The 15,332-nt window shown below is 69.0% G+C and carries 16 protein-coding genes; 8 read left to right on the plus strand and 8 right to left on the minus strand.

Annotated features, from left to right (window positions below; translation table 11 throughout):
• The coding region (locus ACFP2T_RS47420; RefSeq protein ID WP_377434531.1) for a DUF4279 domain-containing protein at positions 1 to 603 on the plus strand (603 nt) is incomplete at its 5' end.
• Between the two features lie 168 nt (positions 604 to 771).
• Positions 772 to 2,532: a carboxylesterase/lipase family protein gene (locus ACFP2T_RS47425; RefSeq protein WP_377434534.1), complete on the plus strand. Its 1,761-nt coding sequence runs from the start codon at positions 772 to 774 to the stop codon at positions 2,530 to 2,532.
• Between the two features lie 130 nt (positions 2,533 to 2,662).
• Here the strand turns inward: ACFP2T_RS47425 and ACFP2T_RS47430 are convergent, their stop codons facing one another.
• On the minus strand, positions 2,663 to 3,130 hold the full coding sequence (locus ACFP2T_RS47430) for a hypothetical protein (RefSeq protein ID WP_377434537.1): 468 nt from the start codon (positions 3,128 to 3,130) through the stop codon (positions 2,663 to 2,665).
• A gap of 245 nt (positions 3,131 to 3,375) precedes the next feature.
• Positions 3,376 to 4,605, minus strand: a complete 1,230-nt coding sequence (locus ACFP2T_RS47435) for a serine hydrolase domain-containing protein (protein ID WP_377434539.1) — start codon at positions 4,603 to 4,605, stop codon at positions 3,376 to 3,378.
• Between the two features lie 459 nt (positions 4,606 to 5,064).
• On the opposite strand from ACFP2T_RS47435, the gene ACFP2T_RS47440 reads away from it, so the two are divergent.
• A complete protein-coding gene (locus ACFP2T_RS47440; RefSeq protein ID WP_377434541.1) occupies positions 5,065 to 5,967 on the plus strand; it encodes a LysR family transcriptional regulator in 903 nt (300 codons plus the stop codon).
• Positions 5,968 to 6,433: 466 nt separating this feature from the next.
• A complete protein-coding gene (locus ACFP2T_RS47445; protein ID WP_377434544.1) occupies positions 6,434 to 7,273 on the plus strand; it encodes an NmrA family NAD(P)-binding protein in 840 nt (279 codons plus the stop codon).
• A 140-nt stretch (positions 7,274 to 7,413) separates the two neighbouring features.
• On the opposite strand, the gene ACFP2T_RS47450 is transcribed toward ACFP2T_RS47445, so the two are convergent.
• Complete coding sequence (locus ACFP2T_RS47450; RefSeq protein ID WP_377434546.1) at positions 7,414 to 8,163, minus strand: phosphotransferase; 750 nt, start codon at positions 8,161 to 8,163, stop codon at positions 7,414 to 7,416.
• 27 nt (positions 8,164 to 8,190) lie between these two features.
• Between ACFP2T_RS47450 and ACFP2T_RS47455 the strand changes: the two genes are divergently transcribed.
• On the plus strand, positions 8,191 to 8,466 hold the full coding sequence (locus tag ACFP2T_RS47455) for a hypothetical protein (RefSeq protein ID WP_377434548.1): 276 nt from the start codon (positions 8,191 to 8,193) through the stop codon (positions 8,464 to 8,466).
• Here ACFP2T_RS47455 and ACFP2T_RS47460 read toward each other — a convergent pair.
• A complete protein-coding gene (locus tag ACFP2T_RS47460; protein ID WP_377434569.1) occupies positions 8,458 to 9,105 on the minus strand; it encodes a response regulator in 648 nt (215 codons plus the stop codon). The two genes, ACFP2T_RS47455 and ACFP2T_RS47460, sit on opposite strands and share 9 nt — an antisense overlap.
• An 11-nt stretch (positions 9,106 to 9,116) precedes the next feature.
• A complete protein-coding gene (locus ACFP2T_RS47465; RefSeq protein ID WP_377434551.1) occupies positions 9,117 to 10,373 on the minus strand; it encodes a sensor histidine kinase in 1,257 nt (418 codons plus the stop codon).
• 160 nt (positions 10,374 to 10,533) lie between these two features.
• Between ACFP2T_RS47465 and ACFP2T_RS47470 the strand changes: the two genes are divergently transcribed.
• Positions 10,534 to 11,181 carry a CPBP family intramembrane glutamic endopeptidase gene (locus ACFP2T_RS47470; protein WP_377434554.1) on the plus strand — a complete coding sequence of 216 codons (648 nt, stop codon included), beginning with the start codon at positions 10,534 to 10,536 and terminating at the stop codon, positions 11,179 to 11,181.
• Between the two features lie 206 nt (positions 11,182 to 11,387).
• Here the strand turns inward: ACFP2T_RS47470 and ACFP2T_RS47475 are convergent, their stop codons facing one another.
• From ACFP2T_RS47475 to ACFP2T_RS47485, 3 genes are all read right to left on the minus strand, one after another.
• A complete protein-coding gene (locus ACFP2T_RS47475; RefSeq protein WP_377434556.1) occupies positions 11,388 to 11,603 on the minus strand; it encodes a cyanase in 216 nt (71 codons plus the stop codon).
• 495 nt (positions 11,604 to 12,098) lie between these two features.
• On the minus strand, positions 12,099 to 13,274 hold the full coding sequence (locus ACFP2T_RS47480; RefSeq protein WP_377434558.1) for an NAD-dependent formate dehydrogenase: 1,176 nt from the start codon (positions 13,272 to 13,274) through the stop codon (positions 12,099 to 12,101).
• Positions 13,275 to 13,395: 121 nt separating this feature from the next.
• Entirely contained in the window at positions 13,396 to 13,536 is a 141-nt protein-coding gene (locus ACFP2T_RS47485) for a pyridoxine 5'-phosphate oxidase C-terminal domain-containing protein (RefSeq protein ID WP_377434561.1), read from the minus strand.
• Between the two features lie 455 nt (positions 13,537 to 13,991).
• Between ACFP2T_RS47485 and ACFP2T_RS47490 the strand changes: the two genes are divergently transcribed.
• Together ACFP2T_RS47490 and ACFP2T_RS47495 are read left to right on the plus strand one after the other, a co-directional pair.
• Entirely contained in the window at positions 13,992 to 14,801 is an 810-nt protein-coding gene (locus tag ACFP2T_RS47490) for a hypothetical protein (RefSeq protein ID WP_377434564.1), read from the plus strand.
• A 5-nt stretch (positions 14,802 to 14,806) separates the two neighbouring features.
• Positions 14,807 to 15,178 (plus strand): GntR family transcriptional regulator, encoded by a 372-nt coding sequence (locus ACFP2T_RS47495; RefSeq protein WP_377434566.1) that lies wholly within the window; start codon positions 14,807 to 14,809, stop codon positions 15,176 to 15,178.
• Positions 15,179 to 15,332 lie beyond the last annotated feature (154 nt).

Raw genomic sequence — 15,332 nt, forward strand, 5'->3', positions numbered from 1 at the left:
TGGTTGTCTGCGAGGATGCACATCCTTGCATCACGATCAACTCACTCTCATGCCGCAGGTAGTGCGCGCCACCACCAGTCGGACCCGTCACGCTGCGTCGGCGGCCTCCGGTCCCGGCCGCCGGCCGGAACCGCAGCCGACGAGTGGATGTCGCAGACCGCTGTTCTGGAACCGACCGTTTGCGAGCAGGCGTACATGGGCTGCAATGTGGGACTTGTGGCCGATGCTGAGACGTACGTGACGCTCCGGATCACCAGGCCGGGGGTGTCTGCGGCCGACGTGACGGCGAGGTTGGGCATCCATCCCACTCACGCGCACGAGGCAGGAGATCCGAGACCTCGTGGCGCTCCTTGGCGCCATGCAATGTGGTCGCTCTCGACCGAGTCCGCGGGCAGCGGGCTTTTGGGCGAGCATCTGGGCATCCTGCTGGACCGCATCGAACCGAAACGGGGCGTTTTGCATGAGATGGCCGCTGATGGATTTGACATGGACTGGTTCTGCTTCGTGGCTGTCGAGGGCAACGGGGGCATTCAACTCGAGGTTGACCTTCTACAACGCTTGGCCGCGTTTCCGATCGAACTGAACTTGGACATCTACGGCTAGGCGCATAGACGTCCGGATCTACCGCAGAGCACGCGCGGCGGCCGGCGCGAACGGGTCACAGAGCGTGGCGACATACTGCTGGCACGCAGCGTCCGATCATGCCGATGAGCGCGCATCGCGGGCCTCTTGCCGGAACTCCGCCCGCTCCATCTAAATCGATGACGAACCATGCTGGTCGGCGACTTCAACGCCGATGGCATCCAGGACACGGCGGTCCTCGGCTCGACCGTCCCGAGCCTATGCTCGACCATCGTCGCCTACCGCAACGGACCCGGCGTCATCCTGCCACCCATCGCGTACACGTACCTCCGGCCGATCCACAGTGGATCGCCGGACTGGCCGTCGAATGGCATGCTGTGCCCCATGAAGCTGAGTCGATCACTGCCGATGATCGCCGTACCGGCCGTTGTGGCCGTGCTGCTGGCCGGGATGCCGGTCGCACCGGCCGCCGCCGCGCCGGACCGGACCTCCACGGTGGTGCTCACCGACCGAGGACTGGTTCGAGGGGTGTCGAGCGGCCCAACCCGGACCTTCCACGGCATTCGCTACGCCGCCCCGCCGGTCGGCGAGCTGCGCTGGCGCGCACCGAGGCCGGCCGCACCCTGGCCCGGGATCCGGGACGCCGGCCGACCCGGCAACGCCTGTCCCCAGACCGCCGACCCGGTGACCGGCCAGCCGGCCAGCGAGACCGAGGATTGCCTGTACCTGAACGTGACCACGCCGCGCGAGCGGTCGGCCCGGCCGCGTCCGGTCCTGGTCTGGCTGCACGGCGGCGGCCTGCGCAGCGGGGACGGCGGCGGCTTCGACGAGCGCCGGTTGGCTGTCACCGGCGACGTGGTGGTGGTCAACCTCAACTACCGGCTCGGCATCCTGGGCTTCCTCGGGTACCCCGGACTGGCCGGCTCGGGCAGCTTCGGGTTGCAGGACCAGCAGGCCGCGCTGCGCTGGGTACGCCGCAACATCGCCGTCTTCGGCGGCGACCCGCGCAACGTCACGCTTTTCGGTGAGTCGGCAGGAGCCGACAGCGTCTGCGCCCAGCTCACCTCGCCGGCGGCGGCTGGGCTGTTCTCCCGGGCGATCCTGCAAAGCGGCAACTGCTCGCCGTCCAACCCGGTCGACGTGATCCTGCCCGGCGCCGGTCCGGACAACGACACCTGGAAGCCGTTGGCCACGGCGGAGCGGCTCGGCGCCGGCACCGCTACCACGCTGGGCTGTGCCGACCTCGACTGTCTGCGGCAGCGCAACGTCGGCGAACTGCTGGCCGCCCCACCCGTCTACTGGAGCCCCGCCATCGGCACCCCGATGCTGCCGCTGCACCCGGCGGAGGCGCTGCGGCAGGGCCGGTTCCACCGGGTCCCGGTGCTCTACGGACACACCCGCGACGAGGGGCGGTTCTTCGTCGCCACCTTCTTCGGCACGCTCGACGAGGGGCTTTACCAGTACCTGCTCGGTGCCGCGTTCGGGGCCCGGGCCGGCGAGGTCGCGCAGCGGTACGCCGCCGCGGGCTCGCCGAGCCTGGCCTGGGCGGCGATCGTCACCGACCGGGCCTACGTCTGCCCGAACACGGCGAGCGGGGCATACCTCGCGGCGCGGGTGCCGACCTACCACTACGAATTCGCCGACCGGGACGCCCCACAGACGTTCACGTTCCCCCAGCCACCGACCTTCCCACTCGGCGCGTACCACGCGTCGGAGCTGCCGTACCTGCACGACCTGACGAGGACACCCGTGCAACTGGACCCCGCACAGCGGGAACTCTCCCGACAAATGATCGACTACTGGACCCGGTTCGCCGCCACCGGCGACCCCAACGGCCCCGGAACGCCGTACTGGTCGCGCCAAACCGTCCAGTCGCTCGCGCCGGGTGCGGTCGGCCCGGTCGACCTGGCCGCAGCACACCACTGCCGCTTCTGGGCGAGCTTCGGCTGACGCTGCTGGCGGGGCGCCGGCACGCAACCGGAGCGCCCTACCCCGAGCCACACTCTGGCGTCGGGAACGTCCGGAACTGCCGAAACGAGTGGGTTGGCGTGGTGCGGGGCCTTGCGGCCCCGCGCCGTGGTCATGGCCTCAGAACGGCACGTGCGGCGCCGTTCTGTGGGTCGCAGATGGCCAGCATCGGCAGATACGGCTCGGCGGTGCCGACTATGAGCGGCAGTCGGCCGGTCATGGGCTTGCCCGGCCGGCATCGACGGCACGGGGGTCGTCGTAGTGGTTTTTGACGCCCTGTGCTGCGGAAGTTGTCGGCCTCGGCCGAATCCTGCTGCTTGAGCAGGCTCATGCCTGCCGTCAGGGCCGGCAGTACGTTGTCGGCGATTGTGGCTACGGACTTGTTGTCCAGCTTCATGTCCTTTGGATACTCGGCGAGCACGTGCCCGACCAGCCCGGTGGCGGAGGATAGGGCAATGGAGCCGTCGGTGGCGGCCTTGTGGGGCTTGCCGGCGATATCGGCGGCGGACATCAGCGTCACGGCACCGTAGGCGGCGGTACGCAGGGTGGACTTGTCCTGATCGGTAAGGGTGACGGACATGGTCGTGTGCTCCTTCGAATCTGTTCTAGGGTTTGACCGGACGGATGGCGAAATGCGGTCCTGGTGGCAGGGGTATCTCGATTGCTGAGGTCGGGCCGCCCGGGGGATCTCACCCTCGGGCGGCCCGACTTCAGGCAGACAGGGGCCAGGCCCGACCCTGCGCGGAAACGTCGACGGTTCGACCGCACGGGAAGACCGTTGGGTGCCGCGGGTTGGGAAAGGGCATGCCAGGCGCGGGCTCGGTGTCAGTCGTCGATTGCCTGGTAGAGCGTGGTCCAGAAGTCGTGGAAAGCATGCGCCGAGTACGGGGCGGACGTGCCGACCTGGGTCAGCAGGATTCCGGTGAGCCGGTTCTGCGGGTCGGCGTAGGTCGAGGTGCCGCTTCCGCCGTCCCAGCCGAACTGGCCGATGGGCGCGTAGTCGCCACGGTAGGTGCGTACCGCCATCCCGAAGCCCCAGCCACCGTGCTGCCCCTGCCCGAACGAGATGTGGACGTTGTTGACGGCCAGTTCGTGCCGGGCGGCCTGCTGCTCGGCCCCGAGGCGGTTGGTGGTCATCAGCTCGACGGCGGCCTTGGAGAGGATCCGCTCGTCGCCGTGCATCCCGCCGTTGAGCAGCATCCGAAAGTAGGCGTTGTAGTCGTCAACGGTCGAGGACAGCCCACCGCCACCACCCTGGAACGCCGGGGGCCTGCTGTGGCGTCCCCCTTCGGCCTCGTCCCACACGTGGAACTCCCCGGTCTGCGGGTCGGGGGCGTAGAGGGGCGGCAGCCGGTCCAGCTTTTCGGCGGGCACATGGAAACCGGTGTCCTTCATCCCCAGGGGTTCGAAGACGCGTTCGCGCAGGAACGACTCGTACGACTGGCCCGTGACCCTGGCGACGAGCACGCCGACCAGATCGCTTGCGATGTGGTACTGCCAGCGATCCCCCGGCTGGTGCATCAGCGGAAGCGAGCCGAGGCGGCGCATCCACTCGTCCGGCCCGGGCTGCGGCTCCGGCATGTTCGGCGTGATCCCCTGCTCGAGGACCGCGTTCATGATCGGAGTGCCCAGCGCCGTGAAATCCAGACCGAGCCCGAAGGTGGAGGTCAGCACGTCCCGTACGGTGACCGGCCGCCGCGCCGGCACGGTGTCGTCGATAGGGCCGTCAACCTGCTTGAGCACCCGACGGTCCGCGAGCTCGGGCAGCCACGGGTCCACCGGGTCGTCCAGCCGCAGCCTGCACTCGTCGAGCAGGACCATCGCCGCCGCCATTCCGACCGGCTTGGACGTCGACGCCATCCGGAAGATCGTGTCCCGACGCATCGGCAGGCCACCGTCATGGCGCATCGTCCCGAGCGCCTCGACGTGCGTCTCACCGCCCCGACTGACCAGAGCGACCAGCCCGGGAATCTTCCCGGACTCGACATGCCCGGCCAGCACGTCGCTGAGTCTGCCCAGCCCCGCTTTGGAGAAGCCGCTGCTGCCAGTTCCCATCATGAATCTCCTTACAGACAGTGTTCGATCTTGCGTGACCCGCCCCGGCCTGGCGCTCATGGCTTGCACGAGCGAAGAACGAGGGTCGTGCGTGGCCCAGTTCGCAGCCCCCAAAGCCGCAAACGCCGAACCGTTCCTGGCACCCACCATCGCCAACCGCTCTGACACCAGGCAGTCGCCGCCCTGACGCCGCCGCTGACACAACAGCGCCTGGGCGGCGACCGGTGACGGTGACGGTGCGACCAGATCGGCCCGGTGAAACCGGCCCGTGGCGCGCTCCGACCGCCGACTGCGGGGCGTAGGTACCTGGTCAGCGCGCCGGGAGCGCTTGTACAGGCTGGCCTGACAGCCACCGCCGAACAACGGCGATGTCGGCAAGGCAGCGTTGCCCGACGGGTCATCGTTGCGCGTTTGGTCAACGCAGCGACGACCCGTATGTTCACGATCAAGGGAGGGGTCATGGAACTTCGAGACATCGAGATCTTCTTGGCGTTGGCCGAGGAGTTGCACTTCGGCCGGACGGCCGAACGCCTGCGCGTGACCCCGTCCCGGGTCAGCCACGTCATCAAGAAGGCCGAACGCCGCATCGGCGGGCCGCTGTTCGAGCGCACCTCCCGCACCGTCCGCCTCACCCCGCTGGGCAAGCTGCTCCGTGACGACCTGCTGCCCGCCCATCTGCAGATCCAGCAGGCCGTCGACCGGGCCGTCGCCGAGGCACGCGGCATCTCCGGCATACTGCGGGTCGGCTACAGCACCCCCTGGTGCGCCGACCTGGCCCTCCAGGCGGCCAAGCTGCTCCGGACCAGGTACGCAGACTGCATCGTGCGGACCCAGGAGATCCAGTTCAACGAGCCTCTCGGGCCGCTGCGTCGCGGCGAACTGGACCTCCAGATCAGCGAGTTTCCCGTACAGATCCCCGGCGTCACCGACGGCCCGGTCCTGCTCCGCGAGCCTCGGGCGTTGATGGTCCCGGCCGACCATCCCCTGGCCCGCCGCGACAGCGTGTCAATGGAAGACCTGGCCGAGGTACCATTCATCAGGGCGGACGGGGACTTCCCGAAGTCTCTGCTGGATCTCCACATGCCGGTCCGCACTCCGATGGGTCGCCCGATCCCCCACGGACCGTCCTACACCTTCTGGCCCGAGGTTCCCGCCCTGGTCGCCGCCGGTCTCGGCGCCTCGATCGTGGCGGCCCGCGCCGCCCGCTACCACGACCGGCCCGGCATCGCCTTCATCCCCTTCCAGGACGGTCCGACCCTCGACTACGGCGTCCTGTGGCCCGCCACCGGGCAGACGCAACTCGCCATGACATTCGTCGACCTACTCGCCGACCTCGCCGAAACGACCACCGACGACGGATGAGTACGTATCGGCGGCGTGCGAGACGACGTCGTTCCTGATCTCGGCGAACCGATCGCGCCTCCGCGCCACCACGAACTTGCTGTCGACGTCCCGCGAGAAGAGCAAGGTCGCTGCCGTGTCTGCCGAGCTGACCCGCGGCTACGCCGGTAGCACCAGCAGCCGATGCCCAACGCCATCCGCATCCGGAAGTGCCGGATCCGCGCGTCACACAACCTGACGGCGGACAGCGCACCACAGGCGTCCGGAACTGTCGAGAAGCGGACACCCGTTCAAGGATGGCGATAGGCGAGGTCGTCGTCGGTCGACCGCGTGACCTTTGTCGGGCTGTTCGAGCTCGAAGCAGGCCGACTCGCCCTGAGACAGGTGGAAGCCCGGCTTCGGTCGAGAGCCGGAATCGTGATCGTCCCGCCCTTGATCTCAAGTTAGGTTGAGATTTTAGAGTCGCCGGTGACGAAAGGAGTCGCCTGTGACGACGTTGGTGACGGGGGCCACCGGAAACACCGGCTGGCACGTAGTGGCGGAGCTGGTCCGCCGGGGCGAGCACGTTCGGGCGCTAACCCGCGACCCGGCTGCGGCCGCGGGACGGTTCCCGGCCGAGGTGGAGCTGGTGGCCGGTACGCATACGGCGCCGGGGACTTTGGACGCCGCGTTCGACGGCGTCCATCGGCTGCACGTCACGGTGACGGCAGGGCTCGCCGAGGCCGGACCCGAGCTGGTACGGCGGGCGGTCGAGGCGGGCGTGCGGCGCATCACCGTGGTGTGGGGCGGCTCGGTGGGGCCGGCCGAGCAGGCGGTGGCGGACTCGGGCGTCCAGTGGACCCGTCTGGAACCGCAGGAGTTCATGTCCAACACGCTTTCCTGGATCGACTCGGTCCGGAGCGAAGGGGTCGTGCGGGAACCGTACGACTTTGCCAGCGCGCTGGTCCACGAGGCCGACATCGGCGCAGTCGCGGCGATGGCGTTGCTCGAGGACGGCCACGCGGGGCGTGCGTACAACCTGACCGGGCCGGAATCGCTGACCCCGCGCCAGCGGATCGCCGTCCTGTCCCGGGCCATCGGCCGTGATGTCACCTTCGTCCCGATCACCCATGAACAGGCGGTCGACCGGCTGACGGCCACCGGTGTGTCCCCGGCGGACGCCGAGTATGTCGTAGGCTGGTACGCCGCTCCCAGCGAGGAGTCCACCAGCGTGGTGGACACCGTCGAGCAGGTGACCGGCCGCCCGGCGCGTACCTTCGAGCAGTGGGTGGCCGAACATGCGGAACGCTTCCGCACCCCCGACGCGGCGGCCCGCTACCAACCATGAACCGGCGAAGTCCTGTTGAACGGCCGGCCAGGCATCCTCAACTGCCGCGATGCGGGCGCCACGGACCGTGGGCGTCCGCGCATCGACGAACGCCCGGACAGCCAAGTCGAGTAACCGTCCGGCTGCCACGTATCACCCGCCTACGAGATCGCCCGTTCCAACGTGAGCCGATGCTCGGCTGTCCACTGATGCGCCGCCCGCACCCCGTCCACCGCGTCGAGCGCACGTAGCCGCACCATCGCTGGATCGTTGGCCGCCGCGCCGGCCGCGATTCCCCTCCAACAGCGGTCCTGCCACCACAGAACTGTTCGTATCAGTTCTTTCCGAGGCAGCGGGCCGTAGGCGTCCGCGAGCAGTCGCACCAACCTCGCAGCCTCGCCAACGTCCATTCCCGGTCCCAGGCCCACATACTGCCAGCACATGTGGGCCACGTCGTGCATCCGAGACCCCGGTGCCGCCAGGTCCCAATCGATAAATGCGACCGGACGTAGGCCACTTCCGAGGTCGCGGTAGACAGTGTTCTTCGGGGACAAGTCGTTGTGACAAACGACCTCCTGATCACCGGCGAGATCGGTCCCCGCGGTCAGATCATGCAGCTGTCGCACCAGGCGGGCCACCGCCACCAGACTCTCGTCGGATCGCACGTCGGCCGGCTGTGACTCCTCCCAGGCCACGTGCCCGGCCAGGAAAGTGAGGACCTCGCGACCCTGCTCATCAAAGCCGAGGTGACGCGGCGCGCCCGGCCAGCGGCAGCGCCCGAGAAACTCCAGGAGGTCCCGAACGAATCCACCGGATGGCGAGACCCGTCGCCGCACTGTGTCGTCCACCCGCACCACGGCATTGACGAAACCGCCGGGCAGCAGCTCCGGCTCAGCACCACTTATCTCCACGGTTCTCCTCCTGTCCCGCGTAGTGCGTTGAAGAACTCCGCACGCTCCACGACGCTTCGTGAGATCGTGGTCCGGGCCGCCTGCGTGATCGCTGGCGGAAGCACCCATGCCAAGCTCGACGAGGACCTGGTTGAGGCTGGGCTCCCGCCGTCGGCAAGCGGCGAGACCAAAGCCCAGCGTGGCGAGAGCAGCGCCGCGGGCCGGGCGTTGACCGAACTCTTCGAGCTTCCACAGATCGTGTCCGCCCGGGGCCGGCGGGCGCCGCAGCGGGCGATGTCGGGCTGTGTCTCGTGGTCAACGTGATTTGAGGTACAGGAGGACGGCGCGCACCCGGCGGTTGTCTTCGTCGGACGGTGGTAGGTCGAGTCTGGTGAAGACATTCGAGATGTGCTTTTCCACGGAGGCGGCGGTGACGCCCAGGGTGGCCGCGATGGCTGCGTTCGACCGGCCCTCGGCCATCAGCCCGAGCACCTGGCGCTCCCGGGCGGTGAGCGCGGCCAGCGGGTCGTCGTGGCGGCTGGCGGCCATCAGGTGCGTGACGACGGCCGGGTCGAGCACCGTTCCGCCGCAGGAGACCCGGGCGATCGCGTCGAGGAATTCCCGTACGTCGGCCACCCGATCCTTGAGCAGATAGCCCACGCCGTGCGCGTCGTCGGCGAGAAGCCGGTTCACGTGCCGCGTTTCGACGTACTGGGAGAACAGCAGGATGCCTAGGTCCGGTTGCAGCTGGCGTAATGCGATCGCGGCCTTGAGTCCTTCGTCGGTGTAGGTCGGAGGCATGCGGATGTCGACGATGACGGCGTCGGGGTGGTGCTGCTCGGCTGCGGCCAGCACCGCCCGGCCGTCGCCGACGGCCGCGGCCACGTGGTGGCCTCGCGTGGTCAGCAGTTCCACGAGAGCATCGCGCAGGACGGCGGAGTCCTCGGCGATGATCAGGCGCAGGCCGGTCGCGCTCACCCTGGTACCTCGACGCTGACCACGGTGGGGCCGCCGAGCGGGCTCCTGATTTGCAGCCGCCCGTCGATCGGTCGCAGACGCTCGGCGAGCCCGGCCAGACCGGTGCCGGTATGTGGTGTCGCTCCGCCGACGCCGTTGTCGGACACCCGCAGCTGCAGTCTGTTGTCGTGCCGGGTCAGGTGCACGGTCGCCTGCCGTGCCTGGCTGTGTTTGGCCACGTTTGTCAACAGTTCGGCCGTGCAGAAGTACATGAGCGTTTCCACCGCGGGGGACGGCCGCTCGACGATGTCGACGTGCACGCGTGTTGGTACCGTGCTGCCCGCGGTGAGGCTGGCGAGCGCGGCCTCCAGCCCGCTGTCGAGGATCGGCGGATGGATCCCGCGCACGAGATCTCGAAGCTCGGCCAGGGTCGCCTTCGCGTCGTGGTGGGCACGGTCCACGAGCGTACGGACGGGCGCCAGGTCGGTGGGTCCCTCGGCCTGGGCCAGGCTGTCCTTGACCATGCCGAGGCGTATGGCCACGGCAACGAGTCTGGCTTGGGCGCCGTCGTGCAGATCCCGCTCGATGCGACGGAGCATCGTTGCGGCCTCGTCGACCGCCTGCGCCCGTGTGTGTTCCAGTTCCCGCAGCCGCCGGGCGGTCGCACCGCTGGCCACCAGTGTCCGCAGGAACCACAGGTCGACGTTGACGACGCTGCGCACCACCCAGGGCGCGGCCATCAGCAACGAGACGCCCACACCGGCCACGCCCAGCGCACGCGGCCACGTGTCGGCGGAGACACCGCTGGTGATCTGCACCGGCGCTGACCACCACCAGACCGGATAGGTGGTCAGCAGGACTCCGTAGCCCCAGCAGACGGCGGACACGGCGAATGCCATGACGGCGAACGGGAAGTGGGCGACGGCCATCACCGCCGCCCGCCAGTTGGCGCCGTCTCGCACCGTCGCGACCACCCAGCCGACGATGCCATGGCCCGGCGCGGGCGGGAGGGCGTCGATACGCACGTCGAGAAGGACCCGGGCCAGCCACCGCCGGGTCGAACACACACCGCGCGCCCAGACCAGCCCGATCGCCACGACCGGCACGCCGACGAGGGTGACCGACAGCAGGCCTCCCACCGCGAGCAGGGCCAGGACACCGACGAATCCGATCACCGCCAGCGGCGCGCCGACGACCACGTACAGAATCTGCACTCCGGCATGCCTGGAGACTGCCGCGCGGAGCATCCGCACGAATGCCGGTCCAATCGCCACCCCGTCAGCATTCCGCGCGCCAGGTCCCGGGTCCACCTGGCTAACCCGCACCCGCAGGTCAGGTTTCCCCTACCAACCACGGTCGGACAACCGGGTCGTCGGGCGTCCGTGCTGCCGGCACGCTGACCCCGCCACGCCGTCAACCCCGAGGAGGCCCACCATGTCCCGCCCATCAACGTTTCGTCGCTGGTGGCGAGAGCCATGGCGTACGTCGACCGCCCGACGTGACATCGTCATCGGGCTCGGCATCGGCATCGGCACGCCATGCCTGGTCCTGCTCGCCTTGTGGACAGCCGGCCTGCAGCGCGTGTACTGGCACGGGACGACGGCGGCCGACCTCGTCACCACGATCGCCACCGGTGCACTGATCGGGTCGGTCCTCGAAGAGCTGGTGTTCCGCTACCTGGCGCTGCGTGGCCTTCAACTACTCATCGGCTCGGTGGCCGCCAGCGCCGTGACCGCACTGGCGTTCGGCTCCCTGCACCTAGTCAGCCCGTACGCCACCCTGCTCGGCGGCATCGCCGCCACAGCGGCCGGGCTTATGTTCAACGCCGCCTACCTCGCCACCCGCACCATGTGGCTGCCCCTCGCACTACACATCGGCTGGAATCTCGTCACCGTCGTGGCCGTCGGCGTCCCCGTCGGTGGCGCACACCGACTGTTCCACCTCACCCCGCACGGAGCCGACCTCCTGTCCGGCGGCAGGTACGGCCCGGACGGCAGCATCGTCACCGTGGCGGCCTGTCTCATTCTCACAGCGAGCCTGATCGCACGTCGGACACCGAGGTCCATTCTCAAGAAGCGTTGACCCACGAATAGCCCCACCAACCCTCACACAATGTGGGAGCTGCCGTTCACCGACCTCGCCCGAGCGAAGCGATCTGATTCCGAACCGGCATCCGAGGTTCGACATGTCTATCGACTCGAGAACGCAGTAGCCCCCGGCGATCACGACAGCCCGTCGGTTGTCGGCAAGGTGACAGCCGTGCCGCCACGGTGGAATTTTGCCACTCGTCACCGATCATCCATCGCGGCCCTTACCCAGCGATCGCAAAGGCGGGGCGGACCAGTCGGTTGCCGTCCCATGCTCTCCAGTACTGCTTGTACGGGGAGGTACTTGCCACTGAGCTCGATTCGGACTCTGTCGCCCGTCGGGTCCGGCTCGCGGGTGAGGTCCATCTGGAAGTCGATGGCGCGCATGATGCCGTCGCCGAATTCGCTCAGGCTCACTGTCTCGGCGATCTTCGCCCAGCTGGTTCCCTTTCAGATGCGAATGGTGATGACGAGTTCCGTGACGTCGGTTCGGTCCATTGCATCGCCTCCGGACCCTTCCGCGAAGACTCTCTCGGCGGTCCCCAGCGTGTTCGCGAGGAATCGAAAGTTTGTCGGTGTGGTCAGCCGTCGTCGGCTTGCGGCTGGCCTGGGCGGCTATCCGGTCCGGCCGGTCTCGGATCGGTGGGCACCAGCGTCATCGTGTCAGGCGGTAGCGGAGGCGGCGATGGCATCAGCCCGGGTGAGCAGAGGCGTGGGCTCCGGTTGCCGGGTTCGTGACGCGGTTACCGGGCGCCATTCGCCTCCGCGGCGCCAACACGAGGAGCATGGACGCGCCGTCCCGCGAGACGCCCCTCGTGTTGGCGATTCGTGCCGTCCGTACCGCGGGCCTGGCGGCGGACCGCCTTGTCCGGGGCTTGTAAGGAATTCTGGTCAGACCGTCGACCGGCTCGTCTACCTTGCGGGTGTGGAGGTGCTGGTGGAGTACGAGTGGGAGCCGGTGCCGGCGAGGCCGCCCTTGTCGACGATCAGGTATTCGTCGCGGATCGGGGTGCCGTCCAGCCAGGACTCCAGGATCTCCCGGGTGCCGGCGGCATACCGCGCCTGAGCGGAGAGGGACGAGCCGGAGATGTGCGGGGTCATTCCCTGGTACGGCATGGTCCGCCACGGGTGGTCGGCCGGGGCCGGCTGGGGGTACCAGACGTCGCCGGCGTACCCGGCTAGCTGCCCGCTGCGCAGCGCGCGGTCGACGGCGTCGCGGTCGCAGATCTTCGCCCGGGCGGTGTTGACCAGGTACGCGCCGCGCTTCATGCCGCCGATCAGCGCGTCGTCGAAGAGTCCCTCGGTCTCCGGGTGCAGCGGTGCGTTGATTGTCACCACGTCGCACTGCGGCACCATGTCGGCGGCGCTGGGGTGGAAGGTAAGTCCAAGTTCCTCCTCGATCTCCCGCGGTAGCCGGTGCCGGTCGGTGTAGTGCAGCCGCACGTCGAACGGCTTGAGCCGGCGCAGTACGGCCAGCCCGATGCGGCCGGCAGCGACCGTGCCGACCTGCATTCCCTCCACGTCGTAGGACCGGGCGACGCAGTCGGCGATGTTCCAGCCGCCCTCGCTCGCCCAGCGGTGTGCCGGCAGGTAGTTGCGGACCAGCGAGAGGATCATCATGACGACGTGTTCGGCGACGCTGATGCTGTTGCAGTAGGTGACCTCGGCGACGGTGACGTCGGCGGCGATCGCGGCGTCGAGGTCGACGTGGTCGGAACCGATGCCGGCGGTTATCGCGAGTTTGAGGTTCCGGGCCTTCGCGATCCGCTCGGCGGTGAGGTACGCCGGCCAGAACGGCTGGGAAATGACCACGTCAGCGTCGGACAGTTCCCGGTCGAAGACCGAATTGGCGCCCTCCTTGTCGGAGGTGACGACCAGGGTGTGCCCGCGTTCGGTCAGGAATCGACGCAGCCCGAGTTCACCGGAGACGCTGCCGAGCAGGTGGCCGGGGGTGAAGTCGATGCCTCGCGGAAGAGGGGTGGACTGGCCGCCCGGGTAGTGGTCGATGTGCGGCAGGTCATCTCGGGCGTAAGAGGTCGGGTAGCCGTCGATCGGGTCGTCGTACAGCACGCATAGGATCTTCGCCATGATGTCGGCTCCAATGCTTTGGCGGGATGTTGTATACACCATTCCGTCGACGGAGTCGGTGGTCAAAGCGAAACTGGCTATCAGTCGATAGCCGTACGCTATCTCCGCCCTCACAGCCGCACTACGGCCAGAGCGCTTCGTTCACCCACCCGGCGCTCGTGCGGCGGTAGCGCAGCCGGGTGTGCCACCGGTCGGGGCGGGCCTGGGAGAACTCCACCTCGGTGGCCTGGATGTCGTAGAGCGTCCAGTGCGGGGCGGGCAAGCGCGGCGTCGGCCGCGATCCGGATTACCGCCTCGGCGTGTTCCTTCCTTCCGGGCGACGTCGATATCGGCCAGGGGTTGGCTCTGTCGGCCGAGGAGCGCTTCGGCGCGTGCGGAGAGGCCACGGGCGCGGAAGTCGGCCGCGCTCGCGTCGCTGCTGGCGGGGAAGGTGGTGGCCCCGTACCCGTACCTGGCGGCCGAGGGCCGGCCGATAGACGGCGAGCGCGCATCCATGCCCGGCTGCGTGCGGCGATGCCCGTGCTGGCCGCCGGCCAGCCGGTCGCCGCGGCCGCCGGCCGGGCCGGCTACGGGAACGCTGAGCGCGTTTGTCGTCGCGTTCCACCGCACGGTTGGCGGTCCACCGGGCGAGTACTTCGCCCGGGACCACGATTGACTTGACGCAAGTCTTGTCTCAATATGGTGAGACAGGACTTGCGACAAGCTGGGGAGGCCGCCATGCCGAGGAAGGTGCGTCCGACGGAGCTCGAGATAGCCCGTCTGTGGTTGGCCGCGCGCGGCCTGGCCGACGTCACGCCGACACCGATGCTGGCGGCGCGCCTGACGGTCCGGCGACGTGCGCGGCTGGCCGCGGCCGTCCTGCCGGCCGCGTTCCTCTGCGCAACTGCCCTCGTCTACGTCTCCGCCTTGCCGATCCGTCCCGCGGATGACGGGTTCGGGACGCAGCGGCGCTGGGCGCTGGCGGTGCTGACGGCGCTGACGGCCGGGTTGGTGCTGGGCCTGTCGCTGCTGGACCGGTGGGTGCGGCGGGTCGATCAGCAAGCCGGCGCGGAGTTGCCGCGACGGGCGACCCACTCCGTCCGGCCCGGCTGGCGAACCGTGCTCGGCGTGCCGCGGGCCGCGTTGCTGGCGATCACGTACGCGGGCGCGGCAGTGCTGGCGATCGCGGCCCTGACCATGCGGGACGGCGCCGTGAGGTACGCGGCGGTCATCCTGCTCATCGGGCTGTGCGGGGTCGCGGTCGGTACGGCCGTCCAACTGCGCCATGTACTCACCCACCCGGTAGTGGCCGACGACGAGGGCTCGCTGAAGGCCGACTTCCTCATGCGCGTCGAGGACGCCCGCGAGGTGGCCGTACCGACCGTGGTGTGGTCACTGCCGGTCGTGTCGGTATTCGACACCGGGCTCGATCCGTGGAACACGGGCTGGCTCGTCTTCATCATCCTGAGCGTCATCGCGCTCGCCCTGATCACGGCCTGGGACGGGCGGAGCGCCCTGGCGGCCCAGCACGGCCGCAGCGCCCGGTGAACCGCATGATCGTCATCGACTCGGCCTCGCCCGTCCCACCGTTCGAGCAGCTCCGCGCCCAGCTCGCCGGGCAGATCCAGGAACGCACGCTGGCCGTGGGCACCCGGCTGCCGACCATCCGCCGCCTGGCCGCGGACCTCGGCTTGGCGGTCAACACGGTCGGCCGGGCCTACCGGGAACTGGAGAAGGCGGGGCTGATCGAGACCCGCGGCCCGGCCGGCTCGTTCGTGTCCGCAGCCGGCGAGCAGGGACGCGAACGGGCAAGCCGCGCCGCCGCCGAGTACGCCGCCGTCATCGCCGGCCTCGGCATCGACACCACCGAGGCCGTCCGCATCGTCCAAGCGGCGCTGACCCAGGCCGTTCCAGAGGTCAGCTGAACGTCGGGAAGGCCTCCATCTCCCAGGCGGCGAAGTACGTGTCCTGGTCGGCGCCGATCTGCTGGACGTAGACCTCGTCGAGTGCGTGATCTCCTGTCGGCTCCGCCTGAAAACTGACCATGTGGTTCCGGCTGAATCGGGACCACCTCCTGAA

It is taken from the genome of Plantactinospora solaniradicis, from assembly GCF_042658085.1.
Classification (GTDB): domain Bacteria; phylum Actinomycetota; class Actinomycetes; order Mycobacteriales; family Micromonosporaceae; genus Plantactinospora; species Plantactinospora solaniradicis.

Coding starts and splice junctions, on each gene's coding strand:
- ACFP2T_RS47490 (WP_377434564.1), top strand. CDS start 13,992: ATGCCGAGGAAGGTGCGTCCGACGGAGCTCGAGATAGCCCGTCTGTGG.
- ACFP2T_RS47435 (WP_377434539.1), bottom strand. CDS start 4,605: ATGGGAACTGGCAGCAGCGGCTTCTCCAAAGCGGGGCTGGGCAGACTC.
- ACFP2T_RS47430 (WP_377434537.1), bottom strand. CDS start 3,130: ATGTCCGTCACCCTTACCGATCAGGACAAGTCCACCCTGCGTACCGCC.
- ACFP2T_RS47440 (WP_377434541.1), top strand. CDS start 5,065: ATGGAACTTCGAGACATCGAGATCTTCTTGGCGTTGGCCGAGGAGTTG.
- ACFP2T_RS47495 (WP_377434566.1), top strand. CDS start 14,807: ATGATCGTCATCGACTCGGCCTCGCCCGTCCCACCGTTCGAGCAGCTC.
- ACFP2T_RS47480 (WP_377434558.1), bottom strand. CDS start 13,274: ATGGCGAAGATCCTATGCGTGCTGTACGACGACCCGATCGACGGCTAC.
- ACFP2T_RS47425 (WP_377434534.1), top strand. CDS start 772: ATGCTGGTCGGCGACTTCAACGCCGATGGCATCCAGGACACGGCGGTC.
- ACFP2T_RS47470 (WP_377434554.1), top strand. CDS start 10,534: ATGTCCCGCCCATCAACGTTTCGTCGCTGGTGGCGAGAGCCATGGCGT.